We start from the raw sequence: 26,862 nt of genomic DNA, 5'->3' as shown, positions 1-26,862 counted from the left end.
GGGGCCGTGCAGTGAGAACGCAGTTGGCGTGCCCTCGCCCTGGGGCGGCGAGGGCGCCGCGACGACGCGGTTCGGTCAGTCCTCGGACTCCTCGAACGCCTCCGGCGGCGGGCAGGAGCAGATGAGGTTGCGGTCGCCGTGCGCACCGTCGATGCGGCGCACCGGGGGCCAGTACTTGGCCCGCGGGTCGACGCCGGCCGGGTAGGCCGCGGTCATGCGGTCGTACTCCGCGTCCCACTCCCCCGCGAGGCTGTGAGCGGTGTGCGGAGCACCGCGTAGAACGCTCTTGTCGACCGCGACCTTGCCGTCGATGACGTCCTGGATCTCGGCGCGGATCGCGATCATCGCGTCGCAGAACCGGTCGATCTCGCCCTTGTCCTCGCTCTCGGTGGGCTCCACCATGAGCGTGCCCGCCACGGGGAAGCTCATCGTCGGCGCGTGGAAGCCGTAGTCGATGAGGCGCTTGGCCACGTCGTCGACGGTGACTCCGCTGATCTTCGTCAGCTCGCGCAGGTCGAGGATGCACTCGTGTGCGACGAGACCGTTCTCGCCCGTGTACAGCACGGGGTAGGAGTCCCGCAGCCGCGCCGCGATGTAGTTGGCGTTGAGCACGGCGAGGTGCGTGGCGGCGGTGAGGCCGGCGCTGCCCATGAGCCGGATGTAGGCCCAACTGATCGGCAGGATGCTCGCCGAGCCGAACGGGGCCGCCGAGATCGGGCCGACACCGGTCGAGGGGCCCGCCTCCGCCGCGAGGGGGTGGTTGGGCAGGTAGGGCGCGAGGTGCGAGCGCACGCCGACCGGGCCCACGCCGGGGCCGCCGCCACCGTGCGGGATGCAGAACGTCTTGTGGAGGTTGAGGTGGCTCACGTCGGCACCGAAGTGCCCCGGGCGCGCGACCCCGACGAGGGCGTTCATGTTGGCGCCGTCGACGTAGACCTGGCCGCCGGCCGCGTGGACGAGCTCGCACAGTTCGGTGATCGTGTCCTCGTACACGCCGTGCGTCGAGGGGTAGGTCACCATGATCGCCGCGAGGCGGTCACCGTGCTTGTCGATCTTGGCGCGCAGGTCGTCCATGTCGATCGAGCCGTCGGAGGCGGACTTGACGACGACGACCTGCAGCCCGGCCATCGCGGCACTCGCGGCGTTGGTGCCGTGCGCGCTGCTCGGGATGAGGCAGACGGTGCGTTCGTCGTCACCGTTGGCGCGGTGGTAGGCGCGGATCGCCATGAGGCCGGCGAGCTCGCCCTGTGAGCCGGCGTTGGGCTGCAGCGACACCTCGTCGTAGCCGGTGATCTCGACGAGCCACGCCGAGAGCTGCCCGGCGAGGTCGCGGATGCCCTTCGTCTGGTCGGCGGGCGCGAAGGGGTGCAGCGACGCGAACTCGGGCCAGGTGATGGACTCCATCTCGGTCGTGGCGTTGAGCTTCATCGTGCACGAGCCGAGCGGGATCATGCCGCGGTCGAGCGCATAGTCGCGGTCGGCGAGGCGGCGCAGGTAACGCAGCATCGCGGTCTCGCTGCGGTGGGCGTGGAAGACCGGGTGCGTGAGGTACTCGGAGGTGCGCGCGACGTCGCCGAAGTCGGGCTCGACGGTGTCGACGCCGGTCGGTGCCTCGACTCCGAACGCGTCACAGACGGCGACGAGATCGCCGAGCACCGTGGTCTCGTCGGTGCTGATCGAGAGGGTGTCGTCGTCGACGACGCAGAGGTTGACCCCGTTCTCGAGGGCCTTCGCGGTGATCTCGGCGGCCCGCCCGGGCACCGAGACCGTGATGGTGTCGAAGAAGCGGGCCGTGGTGACGTCCACTCCCCCGGCGGCCAGAGCCTCGCCGAGCGCCTTCGCGTGGCCGTGGGCGTGCAGGGCGATGTTCTTGAGGCCGACCGGGCCGTGCCACACGGCGTACATCGAGGCCATGACCGCGAGGAGGACCTGCGCGGTGCAGATGTTGCTCGTCGCCTTCTCGCGGCGGATGTGCTGTTCGCGGGTCTGCAGCGCGAGCCGGTAGCCCGGCTTGCCCTCGACGTCGACGCTGACGCCCACGAGACGGCCGGGCATCGTGCGCGACAGCTTCTGGCCGACGGCCATGTAACCGGCGTGCGGGCCTCCGAAACCCATCGGCACGCCGAAGCGCTGGGAGGACCCGACGGCGACGTCGGCACCCCACGAGGCCGGCTCGGCGAGCAGGGTGAGGGCGAGCAGGTCGGCGGCCGCGGTGACGAGGGCGCCGAGACCGTGGGCGGCGTCGGCGAGCTTGCGGAAGTCGCGGATCTCGCCGTCCTTGCCGGGGTACTGCACGATGACGCCGAACACCGGCTTGCCGTCGACGGCGAACGAGAGCGCGTCGGCGGAGTCGATGTCGTCGAGGTCGACGATGACGGTCTCGATGCCCAGCGGCAACGCGCGGGTCTCGATGACACCCACCGTCTGCGGCAGCAGGCGGGAGTCGAGCACGAGGACCGCGCCCTCCTTGGCCTTGGCCGCGCGGCGCATGAGGGTCATCGCCTCGGCCGCCGCCGTGCCCTCGTCGAGCATCGAGGCGTTGGCCACGTCGAGCCCGGTGAGGTCGGAGACCACGGTCTGGAAGTTGAGGAGCGCCTCGAGGCGGCCCTGGGAGATCTCCGGCTGGTACGGCGTGTACGCGGTGTACCAGGCCGGGTTCTCGAGGATGTTGCGCTTGACCACCGGCGGGGTGTGGGTGCCGTAGTAGCCGAGGCCGATCATCGAGGTGACGACGGTGTTCTCGTCGGCGATCGCACGCAGCTCGTCGATGACGGCCTGCTCGCTCGCGGCGGCCTCGATGTCGAGCGGCTTCTCGGCACGGATGCCGGCCGGGATGGCCGCGTCGATCAACGCGTCGAGACTGGACGCCCCGACGACCTCGAGCATCTCTTCGGTCTCGGCGTCACCGGGACCGATGTGACGCTCGGCGAATGCCGGGGGAACGGGCTGGGTCATCGACGACCTCCTGATGGGCGGGATCGGGCGCAGGCGCCGTCTTCGGCGCCCTCTCCCCACGAGTCACCCCCGACGTCGTGCCGTCAGCGGCTCCACGGTGCCGAGTCTCACGCGTTCCTGAAGCCTGAGAGGTTACGGGGAGTGTTGCCCCTTCGGCGCCGCCTCACCGGTGGCCGGCAGACGGTCTCTCACGCGTGAGCATGCAGCCCTCGCAGACTAACATCGCGTCCCGGGCGACTCACGGGGTTCCGGAGCAGCCGCGGCAGCCTGGGAGCAGGCGAAGCGCGCCCGGTCAGCCGGTCTTGCGACGCGCCCGGCGACGTGCGCTGAGCTCGTCGGTGACCTCCGCCGCCGGAGCTCCGGCGGCCTCCTCGTCCTCGTCGCCGAGGCGTTCGGTGGGCAGGTGGGCGAGGTCGCCCTCGACCTCGCGCCAGACGCGCCCGACCGCGATGCCGAAGACGCCCTGACCCCCCTGGAGCAGGTCGATGACCTCGTCGTTGGAGGTGCACTCGTAGACGGTGGCCCCATCGCTCATGAGCGTGATCTGGGCGAGGTCGTCGACCCCGCGCTCACGCAGCGTCGAGACCGCGACGCGGATCTGCTGCAGCGTCACACCCGTCTCGAGCAGGCGCTTGACGACCTTGAGCACGAGCACGTCGCGAAAGCTGTAGAGGCGCTGGGTTCCCGAACCGGTGGCACTGCGCAGCGACGGCTCGACGAGGCCGGTGCGCGCCCAGTAGTCGAGCTGGCGGTAGGTGATGCCGGCCGCGCGACACGCGATGGGCCCACGAAAGCCCTGGTCGTCGCCGATCGCGTCCTCCGGAGTGAAGAGCACGCCCTGGGTACCGGACACCGCGGCCATCATGCTCGGCACGTCGCGATCCGTCGAGTTCACGCTGTCCCTCCCTCTCACCGGCGGGCCGGAACGCCCACGCACTCGCGCGGATCCGTCGGCCACTCCCGATGGTACGGGGGGTGCCTCACGCGCATCAACGATCTGCGCGGCGTGCCGCGCACCGGATCCTTCCTCGCTCACGCCCACGCGACCGCTCGATGAGTCGTCGATGCGCCGTCGACGCGCAGGGATGCCTTGGGGGTGAGACGACTCACGCGCTCGGGCCGCCCTGCGGCCCACCGGAACCGGACGGCGCGCCCGGCTCGTCACCCGGCCCCTCCCCCGGCTCGTCGCCGAGGAAGTCCTCCGCCGAGACCTGGTCGAGGAACTCGCGAAACTTCTCGACCTCCTCGTCCTCGTCGGAGTCGACGATGACCCCGGCCTCGTCCATCACGGCCTCGGCCACCCGGATCGGGGCGTCGCAGCGCAGCGCCAACGCGATGGCGTCGGAGGTGCGCGAGCCCACCTCGATGCCGCCGGAGAAGTCGAGGGCGGCGTAGAAGACCGAGTCGCGCATCTCGACGATGCGCACTCCCTCCAGGGTGTGGCCGAGCGCGCGCACGATCTCGACCGTGAGGTCGTGGGTCAGCGGCCGGGGCGGCACCACGCCCTGCTGGGCGTAGGCGATCGCCGCCGCTTCGGCCGCGCCGATCCACACCGGCAGGTAGCGATCGCCGTCGCGCTCACGCAGCAGCACGATGGGGTTGTTCGTGGGCATCTCCACGCGGACACCGAGGACGTCGACATCGATCACGTCTCCACGCTAGGCGATCGGGCCGTCAGAGTCCTGCTTTGACCAGCGCCGTGTGCAACGCGATGCAGTGTCGCAGGACGTCGGCGGCCACTTCACGGCCCGCCTCGTCGGACCGGCGACGTGCCGGAGCGGAGATCTGGCGGAGCAGGCCGATCTCGCGGTCGGCCGCGGTGCGGAAGGGCCGCAGATGCCGTGGTTCGAGGCCGTAGGCGGCGAGCTCGGCGGCCGCCCGCGCCACCTGCAGCGCGCGGGCGTCGTAGTGCCCGTCGGAATCGGGAACGAGCAGACCGTAGGTGACGAGCGCATCCAGGGTCGCCGGGTCGAGGCCGGAGGAGCGGGCGAGTTCGGATGCGGTGAGCCGGAACTCGGGGTCGTCGTCGAGCAACGCCTGGGTGGACGGCACGTCGGCGTCCGGTGCGACCGCCGGCACGCGCGGCGTCGCGCTCGCGTCGTCGGGTGCGTCGAGACCGACGTCGAGGCCGCGATCACGGGCGTCGAGCGCCTCGCGGATGACGCGCAACGGCCAGAACCGGTCGCGCTGTGCGGTGAGCACGAACCGGAGACGTTCGACGTCGTCGGGCGAGAACGAGCGGTAGCCCGAAGGCGTGCGCTCCGGGCTCACGAGCCCCTCTGCCTCGAGAAAACGGATCTTCGAGATCGTGACGTCGGGAAAGTCCGGACGCAGGGCATCGAGAACCCTGCCGATGCTCATCCGGGATCCCGCCGCTCTCGCGGCCCGAGCCATCAGGCCGAGGGGCGCGGGGTGTGGAACACGAGGCGGAACTTGCCGATCTGCACCTCGTCGCCGGCACGCAGAACGGCGGAGTCGATGCGCTCACGGTTGACGTAGGTGCCGTTGAGCGAGCCGACGTCGCGCACGACGAACGTGTCGCCGTCCTGCTGGAACACCGCGTGCTTACGGGAGACGGTGACGTCGTCGAGGAAGATGTCGCTGTCGGGGTGACGACCGGTGGTGGTCATCGCCGAGTCGAGCAGGAACCGGGCGCCGGTGTTGGGGCCGCGCAGCACGAGCAACAGCGCCGTGCCGGGGCGAAGGGCGTCGATCGTGGAGGTGTCCTCGGCAGAGAGGCGCACGTCGGCGTCGGCCGGAACGTCGACGTCGGGCACACCGGTGAACCGCATGGTGGCGGGATCGGCGCGCGGCGGCTCCTGGCCCTGTGCGGGGTTCTGCGCCATGTCGTCGGTCATGACGGCTCACCTTCCTTTCGATGGGATATCTCACCCTAGACCACAGGTCGACGGTCGCGTGAACGAAGAGGGACACCGGCGCGGTCGCGTCTTCTCCCGAAGTCCCTGACGCCCAGCAGGATCGAGGTCGGCGCCGAACACCGAAGGCGACCACCGACGCGACGACGACGACGACGCGGACGGCTCCCACACCGGGAGACGCCCGCGTCGAACGGCGCTCTCGCCGTCAGTCGAGCGTCTCGGTGTAGGCGTCGGCGTCCATGAGCGACTCGAGCTGGGAGGGGTCGGTCACCTGGAGCTCGAACATCCAGCCCTCGCCGTACGGGTCGGTGTTGACGAGTTCGGAGGAGGCCTCGAGGCCCTCGTTGACGGCGACGATCTCGCCGGTGAGCGGGCTGAAGAGGTCGCTGACGGACTTGGTGGACTCGATCTCGCCGCACGTGTCGCCGGCGGTCACGTCGTCACCGACGGAGGGGAGGTCGACGAAGACGACGTCGCCCAGGGCGTCCTGGGCGTAGGAGGTGATGCCGACCCGCACGACGTCGTCGTTGCCGGTGCGCACCCACTCGTGCTCCGCCGTGTAGCGCAGTTCCTGCGGGTACTCCAGGTCGCTCATGACTCTCCTTCGACGTTGTTTCTCGTGGTGATCGGGACGCTGGTCAGGGCGATTGCGTCCCGGACGGGCTCACCGGTCGAGCGTATCGGGGCGTACTCGGGGGTCGCAATGCATTCACGAGAACCCGTGGCGCCGGATCGACCTTGATCGTCGCGCCGAGCTGTCGGGTCGATTCCTCGACGCCCCCGGGGATGGCCAGGGCGGAGGCGAGGGTGCGTCCGTCGCCGATGGCGAGGACCGTGAGAGGCCAGCGCACCGCGTGTCCGTCGACGGCGATCCCGCCGTCGCGGTCGACGAAGCTCGTGGAGGCGACGACCCGCACGTCGCCGATCTGGATGGCCTCCGCTCCGGCGTCGCGCAACTCCTGGACGAGGTCGAGCAGGACCGAGGCGGTGGGCGCCTCGGAGCCGCGGTCGAGGCTGATCCGCACACCGGGCCCCTCGGCGGGGGCGGTGCCCGCGAGGATGCCGAGGTCGTCGATGCGTTGCTGCGCCCGCTGCTGCGCCTCCTCGGAGCTTCCGTCGGACAGGCGCGCCCGCTCGGCCTCGAGCGACCTCGTCTCGGCGTCGAGGCGCGCCGCCCGCGAGGTCACGGTGTCGAGGATGCCGACGAGTTCGGTCTCGCGCAGGGATTCGAGGCCGAGGTCACGGGTCTGGTGGATCTGGGCGGAGATCGCGAGGCCCAGGCCGAGGGTGAGTACGCCCGCGAGAATCGCGGATCGGGTGGGGCGGATCGCGAGCAGTCCACGGCGGGTCCCCGGCTCCCGGCCGGTGCGGCCGTCGTCGGGCGTCGGATCGTCGGGGTGGCTCATGCGCGTCACGCCTTGAACAGGTGGCGGCGGATCGCGGCCACGTTGGAGAAGATCCGGATGCCGAGGACGACGATGACACCGGTCGAGAGCTGGGCGCCGACCCCGAGCTGGTCGCCGAGGAACACGATGAAGGCCGCGACGACGACGTTGGAGAGGAACGACACGACGAAGACCTTGTCGTCGAAGATGCCGTCGAGGCTGGCGCGCAGGCCTCCGAACACGGCGTCGAGGGCCGCGACCACCGCGATCGGCAGGTAGGGCTGCAACAGCGGGGGCACGCTCGGCTGCAGCACGAGGCCGAGGACGATCCCGACGACGAGACCGATGAGGGGGATCATTGCTTCTCCTGTGGTGCCGGAGACGGGGACGTGGGAGACGGGGGTGCCGGAGCCGAGCCGCGCGGCGTCCGTGCCCCGCCGGGGCGGTGGGCGTACTCGAGTGCGAGGGGGTCGGCCGCGGGAAGCGAGAGGCTCTGCGCCCGCTCGAGCGCTGCCCGGGCGGAGTAGGCCGTCCGCAGGTCGGCGAGATAGCGGCCGCCGTCACCTCGTTGGAAGGCGCTCCGCCCCTCGGGCCCGACGACCGCCTCGATGACATAGGGCCGGGCGAGCGGGCGGAAACCGACGAGAACGGCCGCCCCGGCGAACCGGATCGCCGTGGTCGAGGTGAGCCGGTGACCGTTGATCGCGATGGCCTCGGCGCCGGCGGCCCACAGGTCGTTGGTGATGTTCTGCAGGTCGCGGTAGACGATGCGGCCGGTGTCGTCGGTCTCGTCCCGGGGGCCGCCGCCGATGGGGTCGAGGCCGGGGGCGTCGTCGAGGGTGATCCGCACGCCCGGGCCGGTGACCGGCGTGACTCCGGCCGAGACGCGGAGTTGCTCGAGCTGCGCGGCCTCGTCGCTGTTCCGGCCGAGCGCCCCGGCCTCGCGGGCGTGGATCTCGTCGGCGAGGGCGACGTTGCGTACCGAGGCGGTCTCGATCGCCTGTCGGCGCTCCTCGATGCGGGCGACCAGGTCGGCGCGCCCGTCGCGGGATTCCGGCCCGGCGTAGGTGAGCGCGGAGGTCCCGAGGAGCACCCCGGTGAGGACCGCGGTCGCGCCGACGAGCGCGGTGTTCCAGGGGCGGCGCCGCCCTGGTGTCTCGGAGCCGCGGGCCTGCCTGGCGCGGCGGGCGGCCTCGTAGGCAGGGTCGAGCGGGCGATCCATGAGGTCGGTGAGCAGGGACATCGAGGCGTCGACGCGTCGCGTCGGCCCTGGGTGTCCGTGGCCTCCGGGTGGTGCCGCCATCACGTCGTCCGGGTGAGGTCGCGGGTCTGGCGAACGTAGTACGCGAGGGAGATCCAGTAGAGTCCGAGGCCCCACCAGGCGAAGGCCCACCCGGCGGCGAGGGCCGTGGTGTCGACCGCGCCTCCGGGCAGACGGTAGGCGAGCAGCAGGATCGGGAACGAGGCGAGCAGGGAGAACGTGCCGGCCTTGCCGAGGTCGTGGACGGGCAGCCCCCGATACCCCTCGCGGCGCACGCGGGCGACGAGGATCGAGCCGGCGACGTCGCGGAGGAGCAATGCGACGAGGAACCACCACGGCAGTGCGCCGACGAACCACAGCCCGAACAGCGTGCACAGGATGTAGAGCCGGTCGGCGACCGGGTCGAGCGACTGGCCCAGCCGCGTGATCTGATGCAGGCGGCGCGCGAGGACCCCGTCGAGGAAGTCGGTCACCGAGGAGATCACGAGCACGACCACGGCCCACCCCAGGCGGCCGTCGACGATGAGCCAGAGGAACACCGGCAGGCCGGCGAGCCGCACCATCGACAGGATGTTCGGAATCGTCCAGACGCGGTCGTACCCGGCGGGGTGCTCCTCGTTCGGGTACTCCACGTCAGCGGGTGATCCGGGCAGGTCGGAGGCCGCGTCGCCGCGCGCCCGTCCTGATGCCATGACTCCCAGCCTACGATCCGCGACTCGACGACCGCGGCGGCGCGCCCGCTCTCGCCCGCGCAACAAAGACCGGTCACAGCGGAGTGGAGGCGAGCCCGGTCGGAGATCTGCCCAGGTCACGGCGCTGACCCCGTGAGGCGACCCGCGACTGACCGGTCTTTGTTGCGCGAGTTTCGCCGGCATGGGCGGGGCGTGCACGTGGCGGGCACCTGGCGAACCCGGAATCGAGCTCCCGGGTGGCGGGGATCCTCGGCGGGATATCCACCCCGAACACGACGAAGCCCTGGTGAGACTCATGGTCTCACCAGGGCTGTGCGTCGGGATGACAGGATTTGAACCTGCGACCCCTTGACCCCCAGTCAAGTGCGCTACCAAGCTGCGCCACATCCCGGTCCGGTGTCGTCCTGCTGCGCTGTCGCGCTTCAGGGCGAACCCGAGAGTACCCCACCAGGGCCGTCCGAACCGAATCCGGGGCGGTCCGACGTCTCCTCGTGTGAGGCGCGCGGGTTCAGCCCTTGCGGCGGCGCTTCTCGCGGACGCGCACCGAGATCTCGATCGGCGAGCCGACGAACCCGAAATCCTCGCGCAGGCGGCGCTCGACGAACCGGCGGTAGCCCGCCTCGAGGAACCCCGACGCGAACAGCACGAACCGAGGTGGGCGGGTGCTCGCCTGGGTGCCGAAGAGGATGCGGGGCTGCTTGCCGCCGCGGACCGGGTGGGGGTGGGCCGCGACGAGCTCGCCGAGGAACGCGTTGAGTCGGGACGTGGGGATGCGCGTGTCCCACGAGTCGAGGGCCGTCTCCAGGGCGGGGACGAGCTTGTCCATGTGCCGGCCGGTGCGCGCCGAGACGTTGACGCGTGGCGCCCACGCGACCTGCACGAACTCCCGCTCGATCTCGCGCTCGAGGTAGTAGCGGCGCTCCTCGTCGAGGGTGTCCCACTTGTTGTAGGCGATGACCAGGGCGCGGCCCGCGTCGACGACCTGCTGCACGACGCGCACGTCCTGTTCGGTGATCGGCTCGCCGGCGTCGATGAGCACGACCCCGACCTCGGCCTTCTCCAGAGCCGTACGGGTACGCAGCGAGGCGTAGAAGTCCGCGCCGCGGGTCTGGTGCACCCGCCGCCGGATGCCCGCGGTGTCGACGAACCGCCACGTCTTGCCACCGAGCTCGATGAGCTCGTCCACCGGGTCGCGGGTGGTGCCCGCGATGTCGTCGACGACCACCCGGTCCTCACCGGCGAGCTGATTGAGCATGCTCGACTTGCCGACGTTCGGACGCCCCACGAGCGCGACCCGTCGCGGCCCACCCCGGGCGTAGGCCCCCGAGACCGCGGACTTCTCGGGCAACACCTCGAGCACCGCGTCGAGCAGGTCACCGCTCCCCCGCCCGTGCAGCGCCGAGACCGGGTGCGGCTCGCCCAGGCCGAGCGACCACAGCATCGCCGCGTCGGACTCCGCGCGGGTGTCGTCGACCTTGTTGGCGACGAGGATGACCGGTTTTCCGGCCCGACGCAGCAACTTGACGACGGCTTCGTCGGTGTCGGTGGGCCCGACGGTCGCGTCGACGACGAACATCACGGCGTCGGCGAGCTCGACGGCGACCTCGGCCTGCTCGGCGACCCGCAGGTGGATGCCCGAGGCGTCGACCTCCCAGCCGCCGGTGTCGACGAGGGTGAACCGTCGCCCCGACCACTCGGCGTCGTAGGCCACCCGGTCACGGGTGACTCCGGGGACGTCCTCGACGACCGCCTCGCGGCGGCCGAGGATGCGGTTGACGAGGGTGGACTTGCCGACGTTCGGACGCCCGATGACGGCCACGACCGGCCGCTCCTCCGCCTCCTCGTCGAACTCGGCGGGATCGTGACCCTCGAGCAGCGCGAGGTCGTCCTCCTCGAGTTCGAAGTCCTCGAGGCCGGCGCGCAACACGCGCTCGATGGAGCCGTCATCGCCTGCATCGGCATGGGTGACCACGATCGCGACGTCGTCGTCCGGACGGTCGCTCTGGCCGGTCGCGGAGGAGGACGTGCCGTCGGACGCGGTGAGGGGGGCATCCGATGCCGGGGCACCGCCGTCGTCCGGCCGGGTGGACGGATCGGTCACGGGCTCGGGGCGGGGAGTCTCGGACATTCCCTCATTCTCGCGTATGCCCCACCCCGTCGCCGCCTCGGGCCGGGAGCCTCACAACGCCGACGCCGCGCGACGCACCGCCTCGATCGCGTCGACGACGACCGCGACGGTCGACTCGAAGTCGAGCTCGGAGGTGTCGAGCAGCTGTACCCCGTCGGTGGGCACGAGGAACGAGGTCGTCATCGAGTCGTCCCGGTCACGTCGCACGACCTCGTCGCGGGTGGCCGCGAGCGCGGTCTCCCCCGCGTCCCCGTGCTGTTCGCGGGCGCGGCGCATGAGGCGGGCGTGCTCGCTCGCCGTGAGCAGCAGGCGCAGGTCGGCGTCGGGAGCGACGACCGTCGTGATGTCGCGGCCCTCGGCGATGATGCCTGGGCGACTGCCGCGGGCGATGAGATCACGCTGGATGCCGATGAGCACGGCTCGCGTAGGCAGGTGCCGCGCGACGGCCGAGACGACCGAGGAGATCCGGGTCTCGCGGATCGCGGCGGTGACGTCGGTGTCGCCGACGAACACGCGAGGATCGCCCGGGTCGGTGCCCATGCGCAGCGGGAGTCGTTCGGCGGCGGCGGTCACCGCGGCCTCGTCGCCGAGGTCGATCCCCTGATCGATGCACCACCACGTCAACGCGCGGTACATCGCGCCGGTGTCGAGGTAGGCGAGCCCGAGGCGCGCCGCGACGGCCCGGGACACGCTCGACTTGCCCGACCCCGACGGTCCGTCGATCGCGACGACCAGAGACGGGGTAGCGGCTGCATCGAGGGATTCACGGACGTCGCTCACGCCGCGCAGCCTAGCGCCCCGTCTTTCACGCCCGGGTCCTCAGGCCTCGCGGTCTTGCGACGATGAGTCCTCTGCACGGCAATCGCTGCCCGGATCCCTCCTCCGGTCGAGTCCCCGCCCACGGGACACCCCGCCACGACGACCCTCCGAAGGAACCCCATGTCCGCAGCCACGCTCCCCCATGCCCTCACGCCTGCCGCCGCCTGGCAGCTGCTCGCCTCGGGCAACGCCCGCTTCGTCAACGGCACGCCCCGCCACCCGCACCACAGCATGTGGCGACGCCGCGACCTCGCCGCGGGTCAGCACCCGTTCGCGACGGTCGTCGGCTGCTCGGATTCACGCGTCTCCCCCGAGATCGCCTTCGACCGCGGCCTCGGCGACGTCTTCGTCGTCCGCAACGCCGGCCACGTCCTCGACGACGCCACGCTCGGCAGCATCGAGTACGGCGTGCACGTCGCGGGCACCCCGTTGCTCGTCATCATGGGTCACGAGGCGTGCGGGTGCATCGCCGCCACGATGGCCGCGGCCGAATCGGGTGAGATCCCGGGGGGTTACGTCGGTTCCCTCGTGCGCCAGGTCCTGCCGAGCGTGCACGCGGCGAGCGAGACCGGCACCACGTGCGCGGGCGAGGTCATGGAGGAGCACGTCCGCCAGACCGTGCGCGGCCTGCTCTCGCGGTGCGAGCGCATCGCCTCGGCCGTCGAGCGCGGCGACCTCGCGATCGCGGGTGTCACCTACCGCCTCTCGGACGGCGCGGTGAACCTGCTCGACTGGGCGGGCAACCTCGGTCGTCCGCAGGCCGTGACACCCGAGACCGTCAACGAGGCCGAGCGCGCGATCGTCGCGCAGCAGGCGGCGGCCACCGCCGTCTCTGCGGCGGTGCAGACCGAGCAGGCCGCGGATGAGGACGACTCCGAGACTGTCGAGGCCGTCGAGGCGGTGGCAGCGACTCGCGACTGAGCGTCGTCGAACCGCGCGAGGATTCCTCGGCGGTTACTCGCTGACGTTCCAGCCCCGGGCCGTGAGCCCGGTGCGCAACGGCTCCACCTCGGCCGGCTCGACGAGCAGTTCGACGACGCCGACGAGGCGGCCGACGGCGTGCTCCATGCGGACGTCCTCGATGTTGACGCCCTCGTCGCCGACGTCGGCGAACAGGCGCCCCAGCGTGCCGGGCTCGTCGGGGATGAGCACGGTGACGGTCGCGAGCACACTCGGCGCGGCACCGTGCTTGCCCGGGATGCGTGCGTGGCCCGCGTTGCCGTCGGCCATGAGGGCGGCGAGGGCCGAGCGAGACCCCGGCGCGTCGGCGTCGGGATCGTCGGCGAGGGATTCGAGCGCGTCGATGACCGCGCCGAGCGAGAGGTGCATCTCGGTGAGCACCCGGGCCACGGCCGCGGCGTTGCCGACGAAGATCTGGGTCCACAGCGTGGGGTCGCTCGCCGCGATGCGGGTGACGTCGCGCACCCCCTGCCCGGCGAGGCCGACCGCCTCGGTGGACAGGTCCCGGAGCCGGGCCGCGACGAGGCTCGCCGCGATCTGGGGCACGTGGGAGACGGCCGCGACGGCCTCGTCGTGCTCGCGCGCCGGCATCGCCACGGGTGCGGCGCCGACCGCCCGGGCCAGAGCGGTGACCCGCTCCGCCGCACCAGGCCTGCTCGCGTCGTGGGCGACGACGACCCAGGGACGACCCTGGAAGAGGTCGGCCCGGCCCGAGATCGCGCCACTGCGTTCCCGGCCCGCCATCGGGTGCGAGCCGACGTAGCGACCGATATCGGCGCCCGAACGGGTGAGCTCGTCGAGGATCGCCCGCTTCACCGAGGCGACGTCGGTGACGACCGCACCCGGATGCGCCGCGAGCTCGGCGGCCACGACGGTCGACACGACGTCCGGGGGCGCGGCGACGACGACGAGTTCCGGCTCCGGATCCTCCGGAGTGGCGACGACGCCGGCGCCGAGATCGCGCGCGAGGGTGCAGGCCGTCGGCGAGGCGTCGGTGAGGGTGACGGGAATGCCCTGCGCGCGTAGGGCGAGCCCCAGACTCGTGCCGATGAGCCCGGTTCCCACGATGCGCACGGGCCCGGGAGTCGCGACGCCCGAACCGTTCGAGGAGTCGGCGGCCGAGGCACCCACGAAGGCAGCGGAGTTCGGCGCGGCGGACGAACGGTCGGTCACAGCCCCGCGGCCTTGTAGAGGGCGGCGACCTCACGGCCGTTGAGCGGGCGGAGCTTGCCGGGCTTGAGGTCGCCGAGCAGCACCGGCCCGACCTGCACGCGGGTGAGGGTCTCGACGGGGTGACCGACCTCCTCGAGCAGACGCCGCACGATGTGCTTACGGCCCTCGTGCACGACGACCTCGACGATCGCGCGCCCGGGTGCCGAGTCGACGAGCTTGAAGGAGTCGACCGCCACCGGCCCGTCCTCGAGCATGACGCCCTCGCGCAGCCTGCGTCCCACGTCACGGGCGACCGGCCCGGGCACGGTCGCGACGTACGTCTTGGGCACGCCGTACGAGGGATGTTGCAGCCGGTTGGCCAACTCGCCGTCGTTGGTCAGCAACAGCAGACCGTCGGTGTCGGAATCGAGCCGGCCGACGTGGAAGAGCCGGTCGTGGCGCTGTTCGAGCAGGTCGCCGAGGGAGGGGCGACCGAGGTCGTCCTGCATCGTCGAGACCACGCCGAGCGGCTTGTTGAGCGCGAAGTAGCGCCGGTCGGCGTCGAGCTGGATGCGCTCGCCGTCGACGTGCACGGTCTGGGTCGCCGGGTCGATCCGCACACCGAGCTCGCGCACGACGTGCCCGTCGACCTCGACCCGGCCCTGGCCGATGATGATCTCGCAGGCGCGTCGCGAACCCACGCCCGCGGCGGCGAGCAGCTTCTGCAGCCGCACGCCGTTCGGGTCGTGGACGTCGACGTCGGGGGTCGTGTCGCGCGGTGCCTGTGAGCCGCGAGGCGGCCGCATGCCGAAGCCGCGGTCGGGACCGCCGGGCACCTGCCCCTTGGCGCCGCCCCTCCCCCGGCGTTTGCCGGCCGCACCGGACGCGCCGGAGGTACCGCCCCGGCGCACCCCGCCGCCACCGGCCGAGCCGCCGCGCCCCGACGATGCCGACCAACGGCTCCCTCCGGCGGACTTGTCGCCCTTGCCCGCACCGAGGCCCTTGCCGCCCCTGCTCGCGCCGGAGCCCTTGCCACGGCCGGCGCCGGGGCGTCCCCGGCCGTCTCCTCGGCTGCTCATATCCCGCCCCTTTCGGCGATCTCGTCCACCTCGTGCCCCTCGGGCAGGTACGGCGCGAGCGGCGGCAGCTCCGCGAGGGAGCTCAGCCCGAGCCTGGTGAGGAAGTAGTCGGTCGTGCCGTAGAGCACCGCACCGTGGTCGGCGTCGGTGCCGATCTCGTCGATGAGCCCTCGCGTCATGAGGGTGCGCACGACCCCGTCGACGCTGACGCCCCGCACCGCGGCGATCCGCGCGCGCGAGACCGGTTGACGGTACGCGATGACGGCGAGGGTCTCCAACGCCGCCTTGGACAGCTTGGCCCGCTTCCCCTCGAGCACGAACCGCTCCACCACCGGCGCGTACTCCGCGCGGGAGTAGATCCGCCACCCCGCCGGAGTGCGACGGAGACTGAATCCCCGCATGTCCCGGTCGTACTCGGCCGCCAGATCCTCGAGATGATCGAGCACCTCGTCCGGCTCGAGATCCATGGCCTGCGCGAGCGCGTCGACCTCGACCGGCTCCTCCACCACCATGAGCACGGCCTCGATCGCGGTGCGCGCACCACCGGGCATCGCGTCGACGTCGACCTCGTCGGGCTCGACGTCGACGATTCCCTCCGCGCGCGGAGCGATCGGTTCGCTCGTGGCGGCCCCGCCGGTCTCGTCGGTGCTCGCCGACTCCGTCGGCTCGGTGCTCATGCTTCCTCCTCGGGAACAGCCGTGACGTCGCCCACCGGTGGCGCGGTCGCGTCGTCCTCCTCGTCGAAGTCGGCGCCGGCGTCGATCTCGCCGGCCTCACTGCCCGTCCACTCGACGGTGAGGTCACCGAGCGCCTCGGGCTGTTCGAACGCGACCGCGGCCTCGCGGAACAGGTCGAGCAGCGCGAGGAACCGGGCGACGATGACGAGGGTGGAGTCCGCGTCGGCGACGAGGTCGCGAAACGACATCCGGCGGGCGCCGCGCAGCCGACCGACGACGATCCGTGCCTGCTCCCGCACGCTGACGAGCGGCTGGTGCAAGTGGGCGACACCGACCTGCGGCGGGGTGCGGGTGAGGGCGTGGGCGGCGATCATCGCGAGCTGCTCGGGTGAGATGCCGATGACGAGTTCGGGCAGCAACGCCGCGAATCGGGGCTCCATCTCGGCCTGACGCGCGGTGATGCGACCCGCGGTGTCCATGCGCTCGTCGGCCCAGGCCGCGACGTCCTTGAATGCGCGGTACTGCAGCAGGCGGGCGAAGAGAAGGTCACGGGCCTCGATGAGCTCGAGGTCCTCCTCCTCGGGATCCAGCGAGGGCAGCAGTCGCGCCGCCTTGAGGTCGAGCAGTGTCGCGGCGACGAGGACGAACTCGCTCGCCTGCGAGAGGTCCCAGTCGGTGTCGGCGGCCTGCTGGGCCCGGATGTGCGCGATGAACTCGTCGGTGACCTGCGCGAGCGCGATCTCGGTGAGGTCGAGCCGGTGCTTGGCCACGAGACCGAGCAGCAGCTCGAAGGGCCCGGAGAACACGTCGAGGTGCACCTCGAACGGGCGGCTCGCGGCCCGGCGGGTGAGGACGCCACCGGGTGTGGCCTCGGGGTTCTCGGCGCCGCGTGTCTCGGACGCGGACGCAGCCGGGGCCTCGGCCGGCGGCGTCGTCGAATCGGGGTGAGCCGTCACGGCGAGCCCGGTCGTCTCGGCCGCGGCGTCAGGCAGCGCCGCCACGGGCGATGAGTTCGCGGGCGAGCTGGCGGTAGGCCTCGGCGGCACCGTGGCCGGGCGCGTAGCTCGTGATGGGTTCGGCGGCCAGCGTCGCGTCGGGGAACTTGACGGTGCGGGTGATGACGGTGTGGAACACCCGGTCGCGGAAGTGATCGACGACGCTCGCGACCACCTCCCGGCTGTGCAGGGTGCGACCGTCGTACATCGTCGCGAGGATGCCGTCGACCTCCAGGCGCGGGTTGAGCCGGTCGGTGACCTTCTCGATGGTCTCGACCAGCAACGCGACGCCGCGCATGGCGAAGTACTCGCACTCGAGCGGGATGATGACGCCGTGCGCCGCGGTGAGCGCGTTGACGGTGAGCAGGCCGAGCGAGGGCTGGCAGTCGATGAGCACGACGTCGTACTCGTCGAGCACGGGGCGCAGCACGCGGGCGAGGACCATCTCGCGCGCGACCTCACCGACGAGTTGCACCTCGGCGGCCGACAGGTCGATGTTCGCGGGCAGCAGGTCCAGGCCCGTGGTGCGGGTGTGCTGGATGACGTCGTGCACGTCGTGCCCGCGTTCGACGAGCAGGTTGTAGATCGTCAGGTCGAGGTCGTTGGCGCGCACGCCGAGGCCCACCGAGAGGGCGCCCTGGGGGTCGAAGTCGACGAGCAGTACCTTGCGACCCAGCTCGGCGAGGGCCGCGCCGAGGTTGATGGTCGTCGTCGTCTTGCCGACGCCGCCCTTCTGGTTGCACATCGCGATGACTCGTGCCGGGCCGTGGGTCGACAGCGGCTGGGGGTCGGGGAACTCGGGCATCGGGCGGCCGGTGATCCCCATGTGGCCCTGCGGTTCGGTGCCCGGCAGCCTCTCCTGCCCGCCCTGGCCGAGCCCTTCGACCGCGGCCGGACGTGCGGCGGCGTCGAACTCGCGCTCGTCGTCGTACGGACCCTCCGCCCGGTCCTCCGCGTGGGAGGGGTAGGCCGGCTGCGTCTCGTACGCGCTCATCGATCGTCCTCACTTCGGTCGCGGGCCTCCCGGGTCGATCGGCGTCGATCGCGACTCCGGGTGTGCATGCGGATCTCCCGCCCGACCCTACCAGCGCCCCTGGTCACCGACGGGCGGGTCATCGCCGGTCGCGGCTGGGGATTTCCACGGGTTCGTCACCGCAGCACCGCGATTCGACGCACGGCCGCGTCGAGCCCGCGTCGTCAGCGCGCCCGCGGGTGCGCGGCCGCGTACGTCTCGCGCAGATGCGCCGCTGTGACGAGCGTGTAGATCTGCGTCGTCGTCACGTTCGCGTGGCCGAGCAGCTCCTGGACGACCCGCACGTCGGCGCCGCCCTCGAGCAGGTGAGTGGCGAAGGAGTGGCGCAGAGTGTGTGGCCCGACGCGGCCCGTGAGGTCGGCCGAGTCGGCCGCGCGCGCGATGACGGCCCAGGCGCTCTGGCGCGACAAGGGCCCGCCGCGAGTGTTGAGGAAGACCGTGTGACCGGCGGCACGCGTCGTGCGGGTGCGAGCGGCGACGAGCGCGGGCCGGCCGCTCACGAGGTAGTCCTCCAAGGCACGGGCGGCGTAGCTGCCGAGGGGCACGATGCGCTCCTTGTCGCCCTTGCCGACCAGATGGACCTGGGCGAGGCGCTGCGCCGGGGCCGCGCGCTCGGGGCCGGAGCGGCCGGAGCCCTCGGGGCGGCCGGTGAGGCCGGCGGTGTCGGCAAGATCGGCAAGATCGTCGACGACGAGCCCGACGACCTCGCTGATCCGTGCCCCGGTCGCGTAGAGGGTCTCGACGAGCGCGCGGTCCCGCAGTCCGATCGGGCCCGGGGTCGAGCCGGCGGCCTCGATGAGCCGCTCGATCTCGTCGCGGGTCACGGCCTTGGGCAGCCGCCGAGGCGCCGACGGCGGGGAGACCTCGGCGGCGACGTCCTCGCCGACGAGCCCTTCGAGCAGCGCGAACCGGTGGAAGCCGCGCACCGCCGCGAGTGCGCGGGCCGTCGAGGACGCCGAGAGCGGGTTGCCGCCGTCGGAGCCCTCGCGTATGGCGGCGACGAACTCGGTCACGTCCGTTCGGCTGACCTCGGCGACATCGGCGCGCCCACGCGCCCCGAGGAACGCGTCGTAGCGACCGAGATCCCGCTCGTAGCTGCGCAGCGTGTTGGCCGAGAGCCCCCGCTCGATGCGTAGGTGCGCGAGCCATGACGCCTGCTCGGCGGGTAGCGAGCGCGGCGAGGTCACTCCGCGCTCACCGTTCCACCCCGCCCGATGCTCGGTCGCAGACCGATGCTGCGCAGTTCGAGCACGGCGAGGGCGTGGATCACCTCGGTGTCGCCGTTGCGCCACGCGGTGACCGGGTCGGTACAGATCGCGGCCAGCCTGGGCAGTGGCTGCCGCGACATCGCGCGCAGGGCGAAGAGGTCGAGGTCGGCCTCGGAATCGACGAACCGGCGGGCCGCCGAGGCCCGCCTCGCGAACCGTATGCGCAGGACGAGCCACGGAATGCCGAGACCGAGCGCCGGTGCCAGGGCGGTGACCAGCGCGGTCGCGAGGGCGAGTTGGCCGACGGTCGTCTCGAACCGCATCCCGGCGTCGGTCGCCTGCGCCCCGATCCCGGCCACCCGGTCGAACGCGCGTCGAAGCTCCTCGCCTGCGAAGGGGATCCGCGACACGCTCGTGCCCGCCTCCGTCATCGCCGACCCGAGGTCGGTGGCGCTGCGCTGCAGGGACCGGGCCGGTTCGGCGAGCCGCATGACGAGACCGTGGACGATCGTCGCCGCCCACACCCACGCCCCGCACCACGCGAGGACGGCGAGGTCGCCGACGATCTGGCGTGTGCGACGGGCGGGGGTGAGGGCGTAGATCACCGGCTCATCGTGGCACTCGGTCCGCGCGACACCGACGAACCCGGGCCGCGCGTCGGCCCACGCGAACGAGGGAGCCGGTCAGCGGGGGCGGATGCCGACCGTGAGGTCGTCGGCCGGGGGCATCCACTGCGTCGGGTCGGCCTCGACCTGCTCGCCGCTGCGGATGTCCTTGACCGAACCCGTCGCTCCGTCGTCACCCGGGAACCAGACGAAGGGAATGCCGCGGCGGTCGGCGAACCGGATCTGCTTGCCGAACTTGGCGGCACTGGGCGCGACCTCGCAGGCGATGCCCCGTTCTCTCAACGCGGCGGCGATGCGCATCGCGGCGGGGCGTTGCTCGTCGTTCGCCAGCGCGACGAGCACGACCGACGGAGTCGCGCGGGTGGCGTCGAGCGAGGGCATGAGCTTGGCGAGCAGTCGGGAGACACCGATCGAGATCCCGACACCCGGGTAGGTGGTGCGCCCGTCGCTCGCCAGCGCGTCGTAGCGGCCACCGGAGCAGATCGACCCGTAGGACTCGTGCCCGACGAGTTGGGTCTCGTACACCGTGCCCGTGTAGTAGTCGAGGCCGCGCGCGACCTTGAGGTCGGCGACGAGCAGACCGGGCGCGTGCTCGGCGGCGGCGTCCATGACCGCCGACAACTCCTCGAGCCCCTCGGTGAGAGTGGGGTGTTCGACACCCAGGGCGCGTACGCGGTCGGCGAACGAGGAGTCCGTGGCGTCGATCTCGGCGAGCGCGAGGCACTGCGCCGCCTGTTCGGCCGTGAGGCCCGCCTCGGTGAGCATCGTCGCGACCACCTCGGCACCGACCTTGTCGAGCTTGTCGACGATGCGCAGCACCGGCACGACCTGTTCGGGAGCGAGCCCGAGTCCGAGGTAGAACCCCTCGGGGATCTTGCGGTTGTTCACCTGGATGCGGAACTCGCCGATCGGCAGCCGGCGGAACACGTCGGCGATGACGAGCGGCACCTCCACCTCGTAGTGGAACGGCAGCTCTCCGGCGTCGACGACATCGATGTCGGCCTGGATGAACTCGCGAAAGCGCCCGTCCTGCGGCCGTTCTCCGCGCCAGACCTTCTGGATCTGGTAGCGGCGGAACGGAAAGGTGAGCTTGCCGGCGTTCTCGAGCACGTACCGCGCGAACGGCACCGTGAGGTCGAAGTGGAGGCCGAGGTCGGGCTCCTTGGCATCGCGCCCCTCGGGCTCGGCGGCGAGCCGGGAGACCGCGTAGATCTCCTTGTCGGCGTCACCGCCCTTGCCGAGCAGCCGCTCGACCGGCTCCACCGCCCGGGTCTCGATGTTGGCGAAGCCGTGCAGCTCGAACGTGCGCCGGATGACGTCGAGAACGTGCTGTTCGACGGCGCGCTCGGCCGGCAGCCACTCGGGGAATCCGGACATGGGCATGATCTTGTTCTGGATCAACGTCATTCCTTCGGTCTACGCGGACGCACCGCGTCGGCGGGCACTCGGGGTGCCGCTGCCCGTTCAGGTCAGGTGGGCGAGGAAGGGGTTCGTCGCGCGCTCACGGCCGATCGTCGTGGCCGGCCCGTGGCCGGGCAGGACGAGGCTGTCGTCGGGCATGCCGAGCACGACATCGCGCAGGCTGACCTGCATCGTCGCGTCGTCGCCACCGACGAGGTCGGTGCGGCCGATGCCACCGGAGAACAGCACGTCGCCGGCCAGCACGGTGCGGGCGAGCCCGGAGTCCTCCGGCAACGAGTCCGGCAGGTCATCGACCGTGAGCAGCGCGGACCCCTCGGTATGGCCGGGCGCATGCGCGACCGTGAGATCGAGACCCGCGAGCGACAACGTCTCACCGTCGCCGAACGTGACGACATCGGTCGGCGGACTCCACTCGAGTCCGCCGTACTGCGCCTCGAGCATGTATCGCAGCTCCTCACCGAGCTGCTGCGCCGGATCCGCGAGCCGGTACTCGTCGTCGCCGTGGATGTAGGTGGGGATCTCGTAGGTCTCCCCCAGCGGAGGCACCGAGGCGATGTGATCGAGGTGACCGTGCGTGAGCACCACCGCCGCGGGCCGCAGCCGATGGGTGCGCAGGACGTCGGTGAGGCGGTCGGTGATCCCGCCCCCGGGATCGACGACGACGCACTCGGCGTCCTCGGACGGCGCGACGACGAAGCAGTTCGTCGCCAGCATGGTCGCGGGGAATCCGATCAGGAACACGCGGACCACCCTAGCCCGGATCGCTCACCTCGGGCGCGGCCCGCAGACCGGGCGCACGCTCCCCGGCAGCACCGACCCGGGACGGTTCCCGACCACCAGAGCTGCCCGAATGCGCTGGTGGGCCAGTATCGTGGACGAGGACGTCTCCATCACGAACCGCGCAGGGCCCTCCCGGGGGCGACGCCGGTGTCCAGAAGCGAAGGTCCACGCCGTGTCCGATCAGACTCCCCACACCGACCCGACGACCACCGCAGGGGCGCCCGACGCAGGTCCCGCCGACCCGGCCGACCTCGTCAGCGAGCCCATGGTCGAGAACGCCGCTGCACCGGCAACTCCCGCCACCGATGCCCCGGACGCCGCCGAGGCGTCTGACGCCGGCGACGCCACTGCCGCCGGTGATGCATCCGGTGCCTCTGGTGGTGACGCGATCGAGGCCGCGGATGTGGTCAGCGAGCCCATGGTCGAGAACGCCTCCGCCGACTCTGCCGCTGCCGCCGACGAGGCGGGCGGGGCTCCGACCGGCGACGCGACCGAGACGGCGGAGCCCGTGAGCGAGACGATGGTCGAGAACGCCTCCGCTCCGGTCGAGCCCACCGGGGACGCGACGCAGGCCCCTGCTCCCACCCGGGACGAGGCGCCCGGCGGCGACCCGACTCCCGCCGACGACTCCCCCGGCGCGGTCAGCGAGACCGCCGTCGAGAACGCTGCTGCTCCGGCCGACGGGCCCGGCGAGGAGAACACGCGCGAGCCTCAGGCCCCGGCTCCCGCGGACGCCACGAGCCCCGCGACTGCGGAGACTCCCGAGACTGCCGCCACTCCCGAGGGCGACGCGACGAAGGCGGCCGACGTGCCCGAGGCTCCGACGCCCCCGACACCTTCAGCGCTCCCGACGCCCCCGACGCCTTCAACACCCTCGACGCCGCCGACGCCGTCGGCCCCGCCCGTGCCCAAGCCCGGCGCCACGCCCGGTGCGATCCGCGTCCCGGCTCCGTCTCCCGAGGTCGTCGCCGCCCCCGCGCGGCGCCACGCCCGGTGCGATCCGCGTCCCGGCTCCGTCTCCCGAGGTCGTCGCCGCCCCCGCACCGACCGCCCCCGCCGCTCCCGCGTATGTCACCCACGATCCGGGTCGGTTCGGGCGCGTGGCCGACGACGGCACCGTGTTCGTCCGGATCGGCGAGGAGGAGCGTGAGGTCGGCTCCTACCCCGGCGCCAGCGCCGAGGAGGCCCTCGCCTACTTCGCGCGCAAGTTCGACGAGGTCGCCGCGCTCGCCGAGTTGCTGCACCAGCGCGTCACCCAGACCGACCTGTCGGCCAAGGAGGGCGCCGACGGGCTCAAGCGCCTGCGCGACGCGGTCAAGGATCTTCGCGCCGTCGGTGACTTCCCCGCCCTCTTCGTGCGCATCGAGGACATCGCCACCGCCGTCGAGGTCCGTCGCGCCACCGAGAACCAGGAACGTAGCGCCGCGCGCGAGGAGGCGATCAAGGCCCGCGAGGCCATCGTCTCCGAAGCCGAGAAGATCGCCGGCCAGGACGAGGCCAAGGTCCAGTGGAAGTCCAGCAGCGCGCGCATGCGCGCCCTCCTCGACGAGTGGAAGAGCGCCCAACGACAGGGGCCCAAGCTCGACCGCGAGACCGAGCAGGCGTTGTGGCACCGGTTGTCGAGCTCCCGCAACTCCTTCGACAAGATGCGCCGTGTCCACTTCGCGCAGCTCGGCTCGGCGCAGGCCGAGGCCAAGGAGCGCAAGGAGGAGCTCGTCGCCCAGGCCGAGTCGCTCAAGGACAGCACCGACTGGGGGCAGACCGCGGGCGCGTTCAAGCGCCTCATGGACCAGTGGCGTCAGGCCGGCCGCGCCTCACGCGCCGACGACGACGCGCTGTGGAAGCGGTTCAAGAGCGCCCAGGACGCCTTCTTCTCGGCCAAGGACGAGATCAGCGCCGCCGAGAACGTCGAGTTCGAGGCCAACCTCAAGGTCAAGGAGGAACTCCTCGCCCAGGCGCAGGCGATCCTGCCCGTCAAGGACGTCGAGGCGGCCAAGGCGCGCCTGCGCCCCATCCAGGAGAAGTGGGACGCGGCCGGCAAGGTTCCCCGCTCGGCGATGAAGCGCATCGAGGACGGCATGCGCAAGGTCGAGCAGGCGATTCGCGAGGCCGACCAGCAGAAGTGGAAGCGCACCGACCCCGAGGTCGCCGCTCGCGCGCACAGCATGGCCACCCAGCTCGAGGCCGCGGTCGCGTCGCTGCGCGAGGACCTGCAGCGGGCCGAGGCCCAGGGCGACGAGCGCAAGATCAAGAAGGCCCGAGAGGCTCTCGAGGCCCGCGAGTCCTGGCTGGCCCAGGCCCGCGCCGGCCTTCAGGAGTTCGGCGGCTGACCTCACACCCAGGCGAGGCGACGGCCGTCGTCTCCGGCACAGCCTCCCCGGCAGAACCCGCAGCAACGGGAGAACCCCCGGGGGGCATGCGCCGGAGACGGCGGCCGTCGCCGTGTCAGGACGCGTACTTGGTCTGCTGCTTGACCCCGCCGGACACCCGGTACACGTCGAAGACGCCGTCGATGCGGCGCACCGCCTTGATGACGTGCTCGAGGTGGCTCGGGTCGCCCATCTCGAAGGTGAACTTGGAGACGGCCAGCCGATCACGGGAGGTGTGGACGGTGGCCGACAGGATGTTGACGTGGTGGTCGGAGAGCACGCGCGTGATATCGGAGAGCAGTCGGCTGCGGTCGAGGGCCTCGATCTGCAGTTGGACGAGGAACATGCTCGCCGCCGACGGTGCCCACGACACCGAGACGAGACGTGCGGGGTGGGCGCGCAGGCCGTCGGCGTTCGTGCAGTTGCTGCGATGTACCGATACATACCCGCCACGCGTGGTGAAGCCCATGATGTCGTCACCCGGCACCGGAGTACAGCACTTGGCGAGCTTGGTCTCGACCCCGGAGGTGTTCTCGACGACGACCCCGGTGTCGCTCTTGCGCCGGCGGCTCGGGCGGCCGGGCATCGTCGCCTCGGCGAGGTCCTCCTCGGCCCCGGCCTCCCCGCCGCTCGCGGCGATGATGCGTTCGACGACGCTTTGTGCCGACACATTGTTCTCGCCGACGGCCGCGTAGAGGGCGTCGATGTCGGCGTAGCGCAGGTCGCTCGCGATGGCACTCAGCGTGCCGGCGCTCATGATGCGCTGCAGCGGCAGGTTCTGCTTGCGGATCGTCTTGGCGATCTCCTCGCGGCCGACCTCGATGGCCTCCTCGCGACGCTCCTTGGTGAACCACTGCCGGATCTTGTTGCGCGCCCGCGGGCTCTTGACGAACGTCAGCCAGTCGCGTGAGGGACCCGCGCCGTCGGCCTTGCTCGTGAGGATCTCGACGACGTCGCCGTTCTCGAGTCGGGACTCCAGCGGCACGAGGCGTCCGTTGACCCGGCCACCGATCGTGTGGTGCCCGACCTCGGTGTGCACGGCGTACGCGAAGTCGACCGGGGTCGAACCCAACGGCAGCGCGATGACGGCGCCCTTCGGCGTGAACGCGAACACCTCCTGCGCGTTGATCTCGAACCGCAGGGAGTCGAGGAACTCCCCCGGGTCGGCGGTCTCGCGTTGCCAGTCCACGAGCTGACGCAGCCACGCCATGTCGGTGGGGTCCTTGGACGGGACCTCGCCGGCCCGCGGCGCCACCGATCCGCTGACCTCCTTGTACTTCCAGTGCGCCGCCACGCCGTACTCGGCCCGGCGGTGCATGGTGTGCGTGCGGATCTGGATCTCCACCGGCTTGCCGCCCGGCCCCACGACCGTCGTGTGCAACGACTGGTACATGTTGAACTTGGGCATCGCGATGTAGTCCTTGAACCGTCCCGGCATCGGCTTCCACCGGGCGTGCACCGCCCCCACCGCCGCGTAGCAGTCGCGCACGGTCTCGACGAGCACCCGCACCGCGACGAGGTCGTAGATGTCCTCGAAGTCGCGGCCGCGCACGATCATCTTCTGGTAGACGGAGTAGTAGTGCTTGGGCCGCCCGGTGACCGTCGCGGTGATGCGCGAGGCCTTGAGATCCTCCTCGACCTGCTGCTTGACCTGATTGAGGTACTCCTCGCGGGCCGGCGCGCGCTCGGCCACCATGCGCACGATCTCGTCGTACACCTTGGGGTAGAGCGTCGCGAACGAGAGATCCTCGAGCTCCCACTTGATCGTGTTCATGCCGAGGCGGTGCGCCAGCGGCGCGTAGATCTCGAGGGTCTCGCGGGCCTTCTTGGCCGCCGACTCGGCCGAGACGTAGCGCCACGTGCGGGCGTTGTGCAGCCGGTCGGCGAGCTTGATGACGAGCACCCGGATGTCGCGCGACATCGCGATGACCATCTTGCGCACGGTCTCGGCCTGAGCGGCATCGCCGTAGGTCACCTTGTCGAGCTTGGTGACCCCGTCCACGAGCATGGCGATCTCGTCACCGAAGTCGGCCCGCAGGGCATCCAGGCTGTAACCCGTGTCCTCGACGGTGTCGTGGAGCATCGCCGCCGCCAGCGTGGTCGGCGGCATGCCGAGCTCGGCGAGGATCGACGTCACCGCGAGAGGGTGGGTGATGTACGGATCACCGTTCTTGCGGATCTGACCCTCGTGCCACTTCTCGGCCGTTTCGAAGGCGCGCTCGATGACCGACACGTCGGCCTTGGGATGCGTGGCTCGCACGGCCCGCAACAGCGGTTCGAGTTCGGGATGGGCGTAGTGACGCGAGCCCAGGCGGGCGAGCCGGGCCCGCATGCTCGCGCCGACCGAGGATCCCGCGGCCGCCGGCTGCACCGGGGCAGCCGGCCTGGTGGAGGCGCCCGTCGCTCCCTCTGGCTGTCCCGTCGTACTCATGACGAGAGTGT

Annotated in this window: 25 protein-coding genes, 1 tRNA gene and 1 riboswitch; of the genes, 3 read left to right on the top strand and 23 right to left on the bottom strand. The window is 71.6% G+C overall.

The window, feature by feature from the left end; translation table 11 throughout:
* Positions 1-75: 75 nt before the first annotated feature.
* From gcvP to cmk, 13 genes are all read right to left on the bottom strand, one after another.
* On the bottom strand, positions 76-2,955 hold the full coding sequence (gene gcvP / locus BN1197_RS14395) for an aminomethyl-transferring glycine dehydrogenase (RefSeq protein WP_040160785.1): 2,880 nt from the start codon (positions 2,953-2,955) through the stop codon (positions 76-78).
* A 102-nt stretch (positions 2,956-3,057) separates the two neighbouring features.
* Positions 3,058-3,158: riboswitch (glycine riboswitch) on the bottom strand.
* Positions 3,159-3,247: 89 nt separating this feature from the next.
* On the bottom strand, positions 3,248-3,820 hold the full coding sequence (locus BN1197_RS14390; RefSeq protein WP_040161484.1) for a MerR family transcriptional regulator: 573 nt from the start codon (positions 3,818-3,820) through the stop codon (positions 3,248-3,250).
* A gap of 241 nt (positions 3,821-4,061) precedes the next feature.
* A complete protein-coding gene (locus BN1197_RS14385; RefSeq protein ID WP_052466775.1) occupies positions 4,062-4,604 on the bottom strand; it encodes a bifunctional nuclease family protein in 543 nt (180 codons plus the stop codon).
* A gap of 25 nt (positions 4,605-4,629) precedes the next feature.
* Positions 4,630-5,316, bottom strand: coding sequence for a transcriptional regulator FtsR (gene ftsR / locus BN1197_RS14380; RefSeq protein ID WP_245851960.1), 687 nt, complete (start codon positions 5,314-5,316; stop codon positions 4,630-4,632).
* A gap of 32 nt (positions 5,317-5,348) precedes the next feature.
* Complete coding sequence (locus BN1197_RS14375) at positions 5,349-5,813, bottom strand: FHA domain-containing protein (protein WP_040160781.1); 465 nt, start codon at positions 5,811-5,813, stop codon at positions 5,349-5,351.
* Between the two features lie 226 nt (positions 5,814-6,039).
* Positions 6,040-6,429: a glycine cleavage system protein GcvH gene (gene gcvH / locus BN1197_RS14370; RefSeq protein ID WP_040160779.1), complete on the bottom strand. Its 390-nt coding sequence runs from the start codon at positions 6,427-6,429 to the stop codon at positions 6,040-6,042.
* 43 nt (positions 6,430-6,472) lie between these two features.
* Positions 6,473-7,240, bottom strand: a complete 768-nt coding sequence (locus BN1197_RS14365; RefSeq protein ID WP_095999924.1) for a DUF881 domain-containing protein — start codon at positions 7,238-7,240, stop codon at positions 6,473-6,475.
* A gap of 5 nt (positions 7,241-7,245) precedes the next feature.
* Positions 7,246-7,578 (bottom strand): small basic family protein, encoded by a 333-nt coding sequence (locus BN1197_RS14360; RefSeq protein ID WP_040160775.1) that lies wholly within the window; start codon positions 7,576-7,578, stop codon positions 7,246-7,248.
* Positions 7,575-8,462: a DUF881 domain-containing protein gene (locus BN1197_RS14355; protein WP_052466774.1), complete on the bottom strand. Its 888-nt coding sequence runs from the start codon at positions 8,460-8,462 to the stop codon at positions 7,575-7,577. Before BN1197_RS14355 ends, BN1197_RS14360 begins: the two co-directional genes overlap by 4 nt.
* Positions 8,463-8,521: 59 nt before the next feature.
* Entirely contained in the window at positions 8,522-9,172 is a 651-nt protein-coding gene (locus tag BN1197_RS14350) for a CDP-alcohol phosphatidyltransferase family protein (protein WP_176489771.1), read from the bottom strand.
* A gap of 317 nt (positions 9,173-9,489) precedes the next feature.
* Positions 9,490-9,563: transfer RNA gene (locus BN1197_RS14345), tRNA-Pro, on the bottom strand.
* 117 nt (positions 9,564-9,680) lie between these two features.
* On the bottom strand, positions 9,681-11,300 hold the full coding sequence (der, locus tag BN1197_RS14340; RefSeq protein ID WP_245851958.1) for a ribosome biogenesis GTPase Der: 1,620 nt from the start codon (positions 11,298-11,300) through the stop codon (positions 9,681-9,683).
* 51 nt (positions 11,301-11,351) lie between these two features.
* Positions 11,352-12,089 carry a (d)CMP kinase gene (gene cmk, locus BN1197_RS14335; RefSeq protein WP_082043934.1) on the bottom strand — a complete coding sequence of 246 codons (738 nt, stop codon included), beginning with the start codon at positions 12,087-12,089 and terminating at the stop codon, positions 11,352-11,354.
* Positions 12,090-12,239: 150 nt separating this feature from the next.
* Between cmk and BN1197_RS14330 the strand changes: the two genes are divergently transcribed.
* Positions 12,240-13,040, top strand: a complete 801-nt coding sequence (locus tag BN1197_RS14330; RefSeq protein ID WP_082043933.1) for a carbonic anhydrase — start codon at positions 12,240-12,242, stop codon at positions 13,038-13,040.
* A 33-nt stretch (positions 13,041-13,073) separates the two neighbouring features.
* On the opposite strand, the gene BN1197_RS14325 is transcribed toward BN1197_RS14330, so the two are convergent.
* The 9 genes from BN1197_RS14325 to BN1197_RS14285 all read right to left on the bottom strand — a co-directional run bounded on the left by BN1197_RS14325 (position 13,074) and on the right by BN1197_RS14285 (position 22,012).
* Positions 13,074-14,210, bottom strand: a complete 1,137-nt coding sequence (locus tag BN1197_RS14325; protein ID WP_082043975.1) for a prephenate dehydrogenase — start codon at positions 14,208-14,210, stop codon at positions 13,074-13,076.
* A 38-nt stretch (positions 14,211-14,248) separates the two neighbouring features.
* The gene (locus tag BN1197_RS14320) at positions 14,249-15,037 is read right to left on the bottom strand and encodes a pseudouridine synthase (RefSeq protein WP_052466840.1); all 789 of its coding nucleotides are present in this window, start codon (positions 15,035-15,037) and stop codon (positions 14,249-14,251) included.
* A 269-nt stretch (positions 15,038-15,306) separates the two neighbouring features.
* On the bottom strand, positions 15,307-15,987 hold the full coding sequence (gene scpB / locus BN1197_RS14315; protein WP_082043932.1) for an SMC-Scp complex subunit ScpB: 681 nt from the start codon (positions 15,985-15,987) through the stop codon (positions 15,307-15,309).
* Positions 15,984-16,979, bottom strand: a complete 996-nt coding sequence (locus BN1197_RS14310; RefSeq protein ID WP_390622727.1) for a segregation and condensation protein A — start codon at positions 16,977-16,979, stop codon at positions 15,984-15,986. Before BN1197_RS14310 ends, scpB begins: the two co-directional genes overlap by 4 nt.
* Positions 16,972-17,808 carry a ParA family protein gene (locus BN1197_RS14305; protein WP_245852003.1) on the bottom strand — a complete coding sequence of 279 codons (837 nt, stop codon included), beginning with the start codon at positions 17,806-17,808 and terminating at the stop codon, positions 16,972-16,974. The genes BN1197_RS14310 and BN1197_RS14305 overlap by 8 nt, the downstream gene beginning before the upstream one ends.
* A 371-nt stretch (positions 17,809-18,179) precedes the next feature.
* Complete coding sequence (locus tag BN1197_RS14300) at positions 18,180-19,202, bottom strand: site-specific tyrosine recombinase XerD (protein ID WP_040160773.1); 1,023 nt, start codon at positions 19,200-19,202, stop codon at positions 18,180-18,182.
* On the bottom strand, positions 19,199-19,828 hold the full coding sequence (locus BN1197_RS14295; protein WP_040160771.1) for a hypothetical protein: 630 nt from the start codon (positions 19,826-19,828) through the stop codon (positions 19,199-19,201). Before BN1197_RS14295 ends, BN1197_RS14300 begins: the two co-directional genes overlap by 4 nt.
* A gap of 78 nt (positions 19,829-19,906) precedes the next feature.
* The gene (gene hisS, locus BN1197_RS14290) at positions 19,907-21,256 is read right to left on the bottom strand and encodes a histidine--tRNA ligase (RefSeq protein ID WP_040160770.1); all 1,350 of its coding nucleotides are present in this window, start codon (positions 21,254-21,256) and stop codon (positions 19,907-19,909) included.
* 57 nt (positions 21,257-21,313) lie between these two features.
* Positions 21,314-22,012, bottom strand: a complete 699-nt coding sequence (locus BN1197_RS14285) for an MBL fold metallo-hydrolase (protein WP_176489770.1) — start codon at positions 22,010-22,012, stop codon at positions 21,314-21,316.
* Between the two features lie 211 nt (positions 22,013-22,223).
* On the opposite strand from BN1197_RS14285, the gene BN1197_RS17895 reads away from it, so the two are divergent.
* Both BN1197_RS17895 and BN1197_RS14280 read left to right on the top strand, forming a co-directional pair.
* Positions 22,224-23,201: a RodZ family helix-turn-helix domain-containing protein gene (locus BN1197_RS17895; RefSeq protein ID WP_040160767.1), complete on the top strand. Its 978-nt coding sequence runs from the start codon at positions 22,224-22,226 to the stop codon at positions 23,199-23,201.
* The gene (locus BN1197_RS14280; protein WP_040160766.1) at positions 23,152-24,381 is read left to right on the top strand and encodes a DUF349 domain-containing protein; all 1,230 of its coding nucleotides are present in this window, start codon (positions 23,152-23,154) and stop codon (positions 24,379-24,381) included. The genes BN1197_RS17895 and BN1197_RS14280 overlap by 50 nt, the downstream gene beginning before the upstream one ends.
* A gap of 115 nt (positions 24,382-24,496) precedes the next feature.
* Here BN1197_RS14280 and BN1197_RS14275 read toward each other — a convergent pair whose 3' ends face one another.
* Positions 24,497-26,851, bottom strand: a complete 2,355-nt coding sequence (locus BN1197_RS14275; protein WP_390622725.1) for a RelA/SpoT family protein — start codon at positions 26,849-26,851, stop codon at positions 24,497-24,499.
* Positions 26,852-26,862 lie beyond the last annotated feature (11 nt).

This window comes from Mobilicoccus massiliensis, assembly GCF_000826525.2.
In the GTDB taxonomy this organism is placed as follows: domain Bacteria; phylum Actinomycetota; class Actinomycetes; order Actinomycetales; family Dermatophilaceae; genus Mobilicoccus; species Mobilicoccus massiliensis.
The sequence above is the reverse complement of the archived record's forward strand: the minus strand, read 5'-3'. Positions and strand labels throughout refer to the sequence as shown.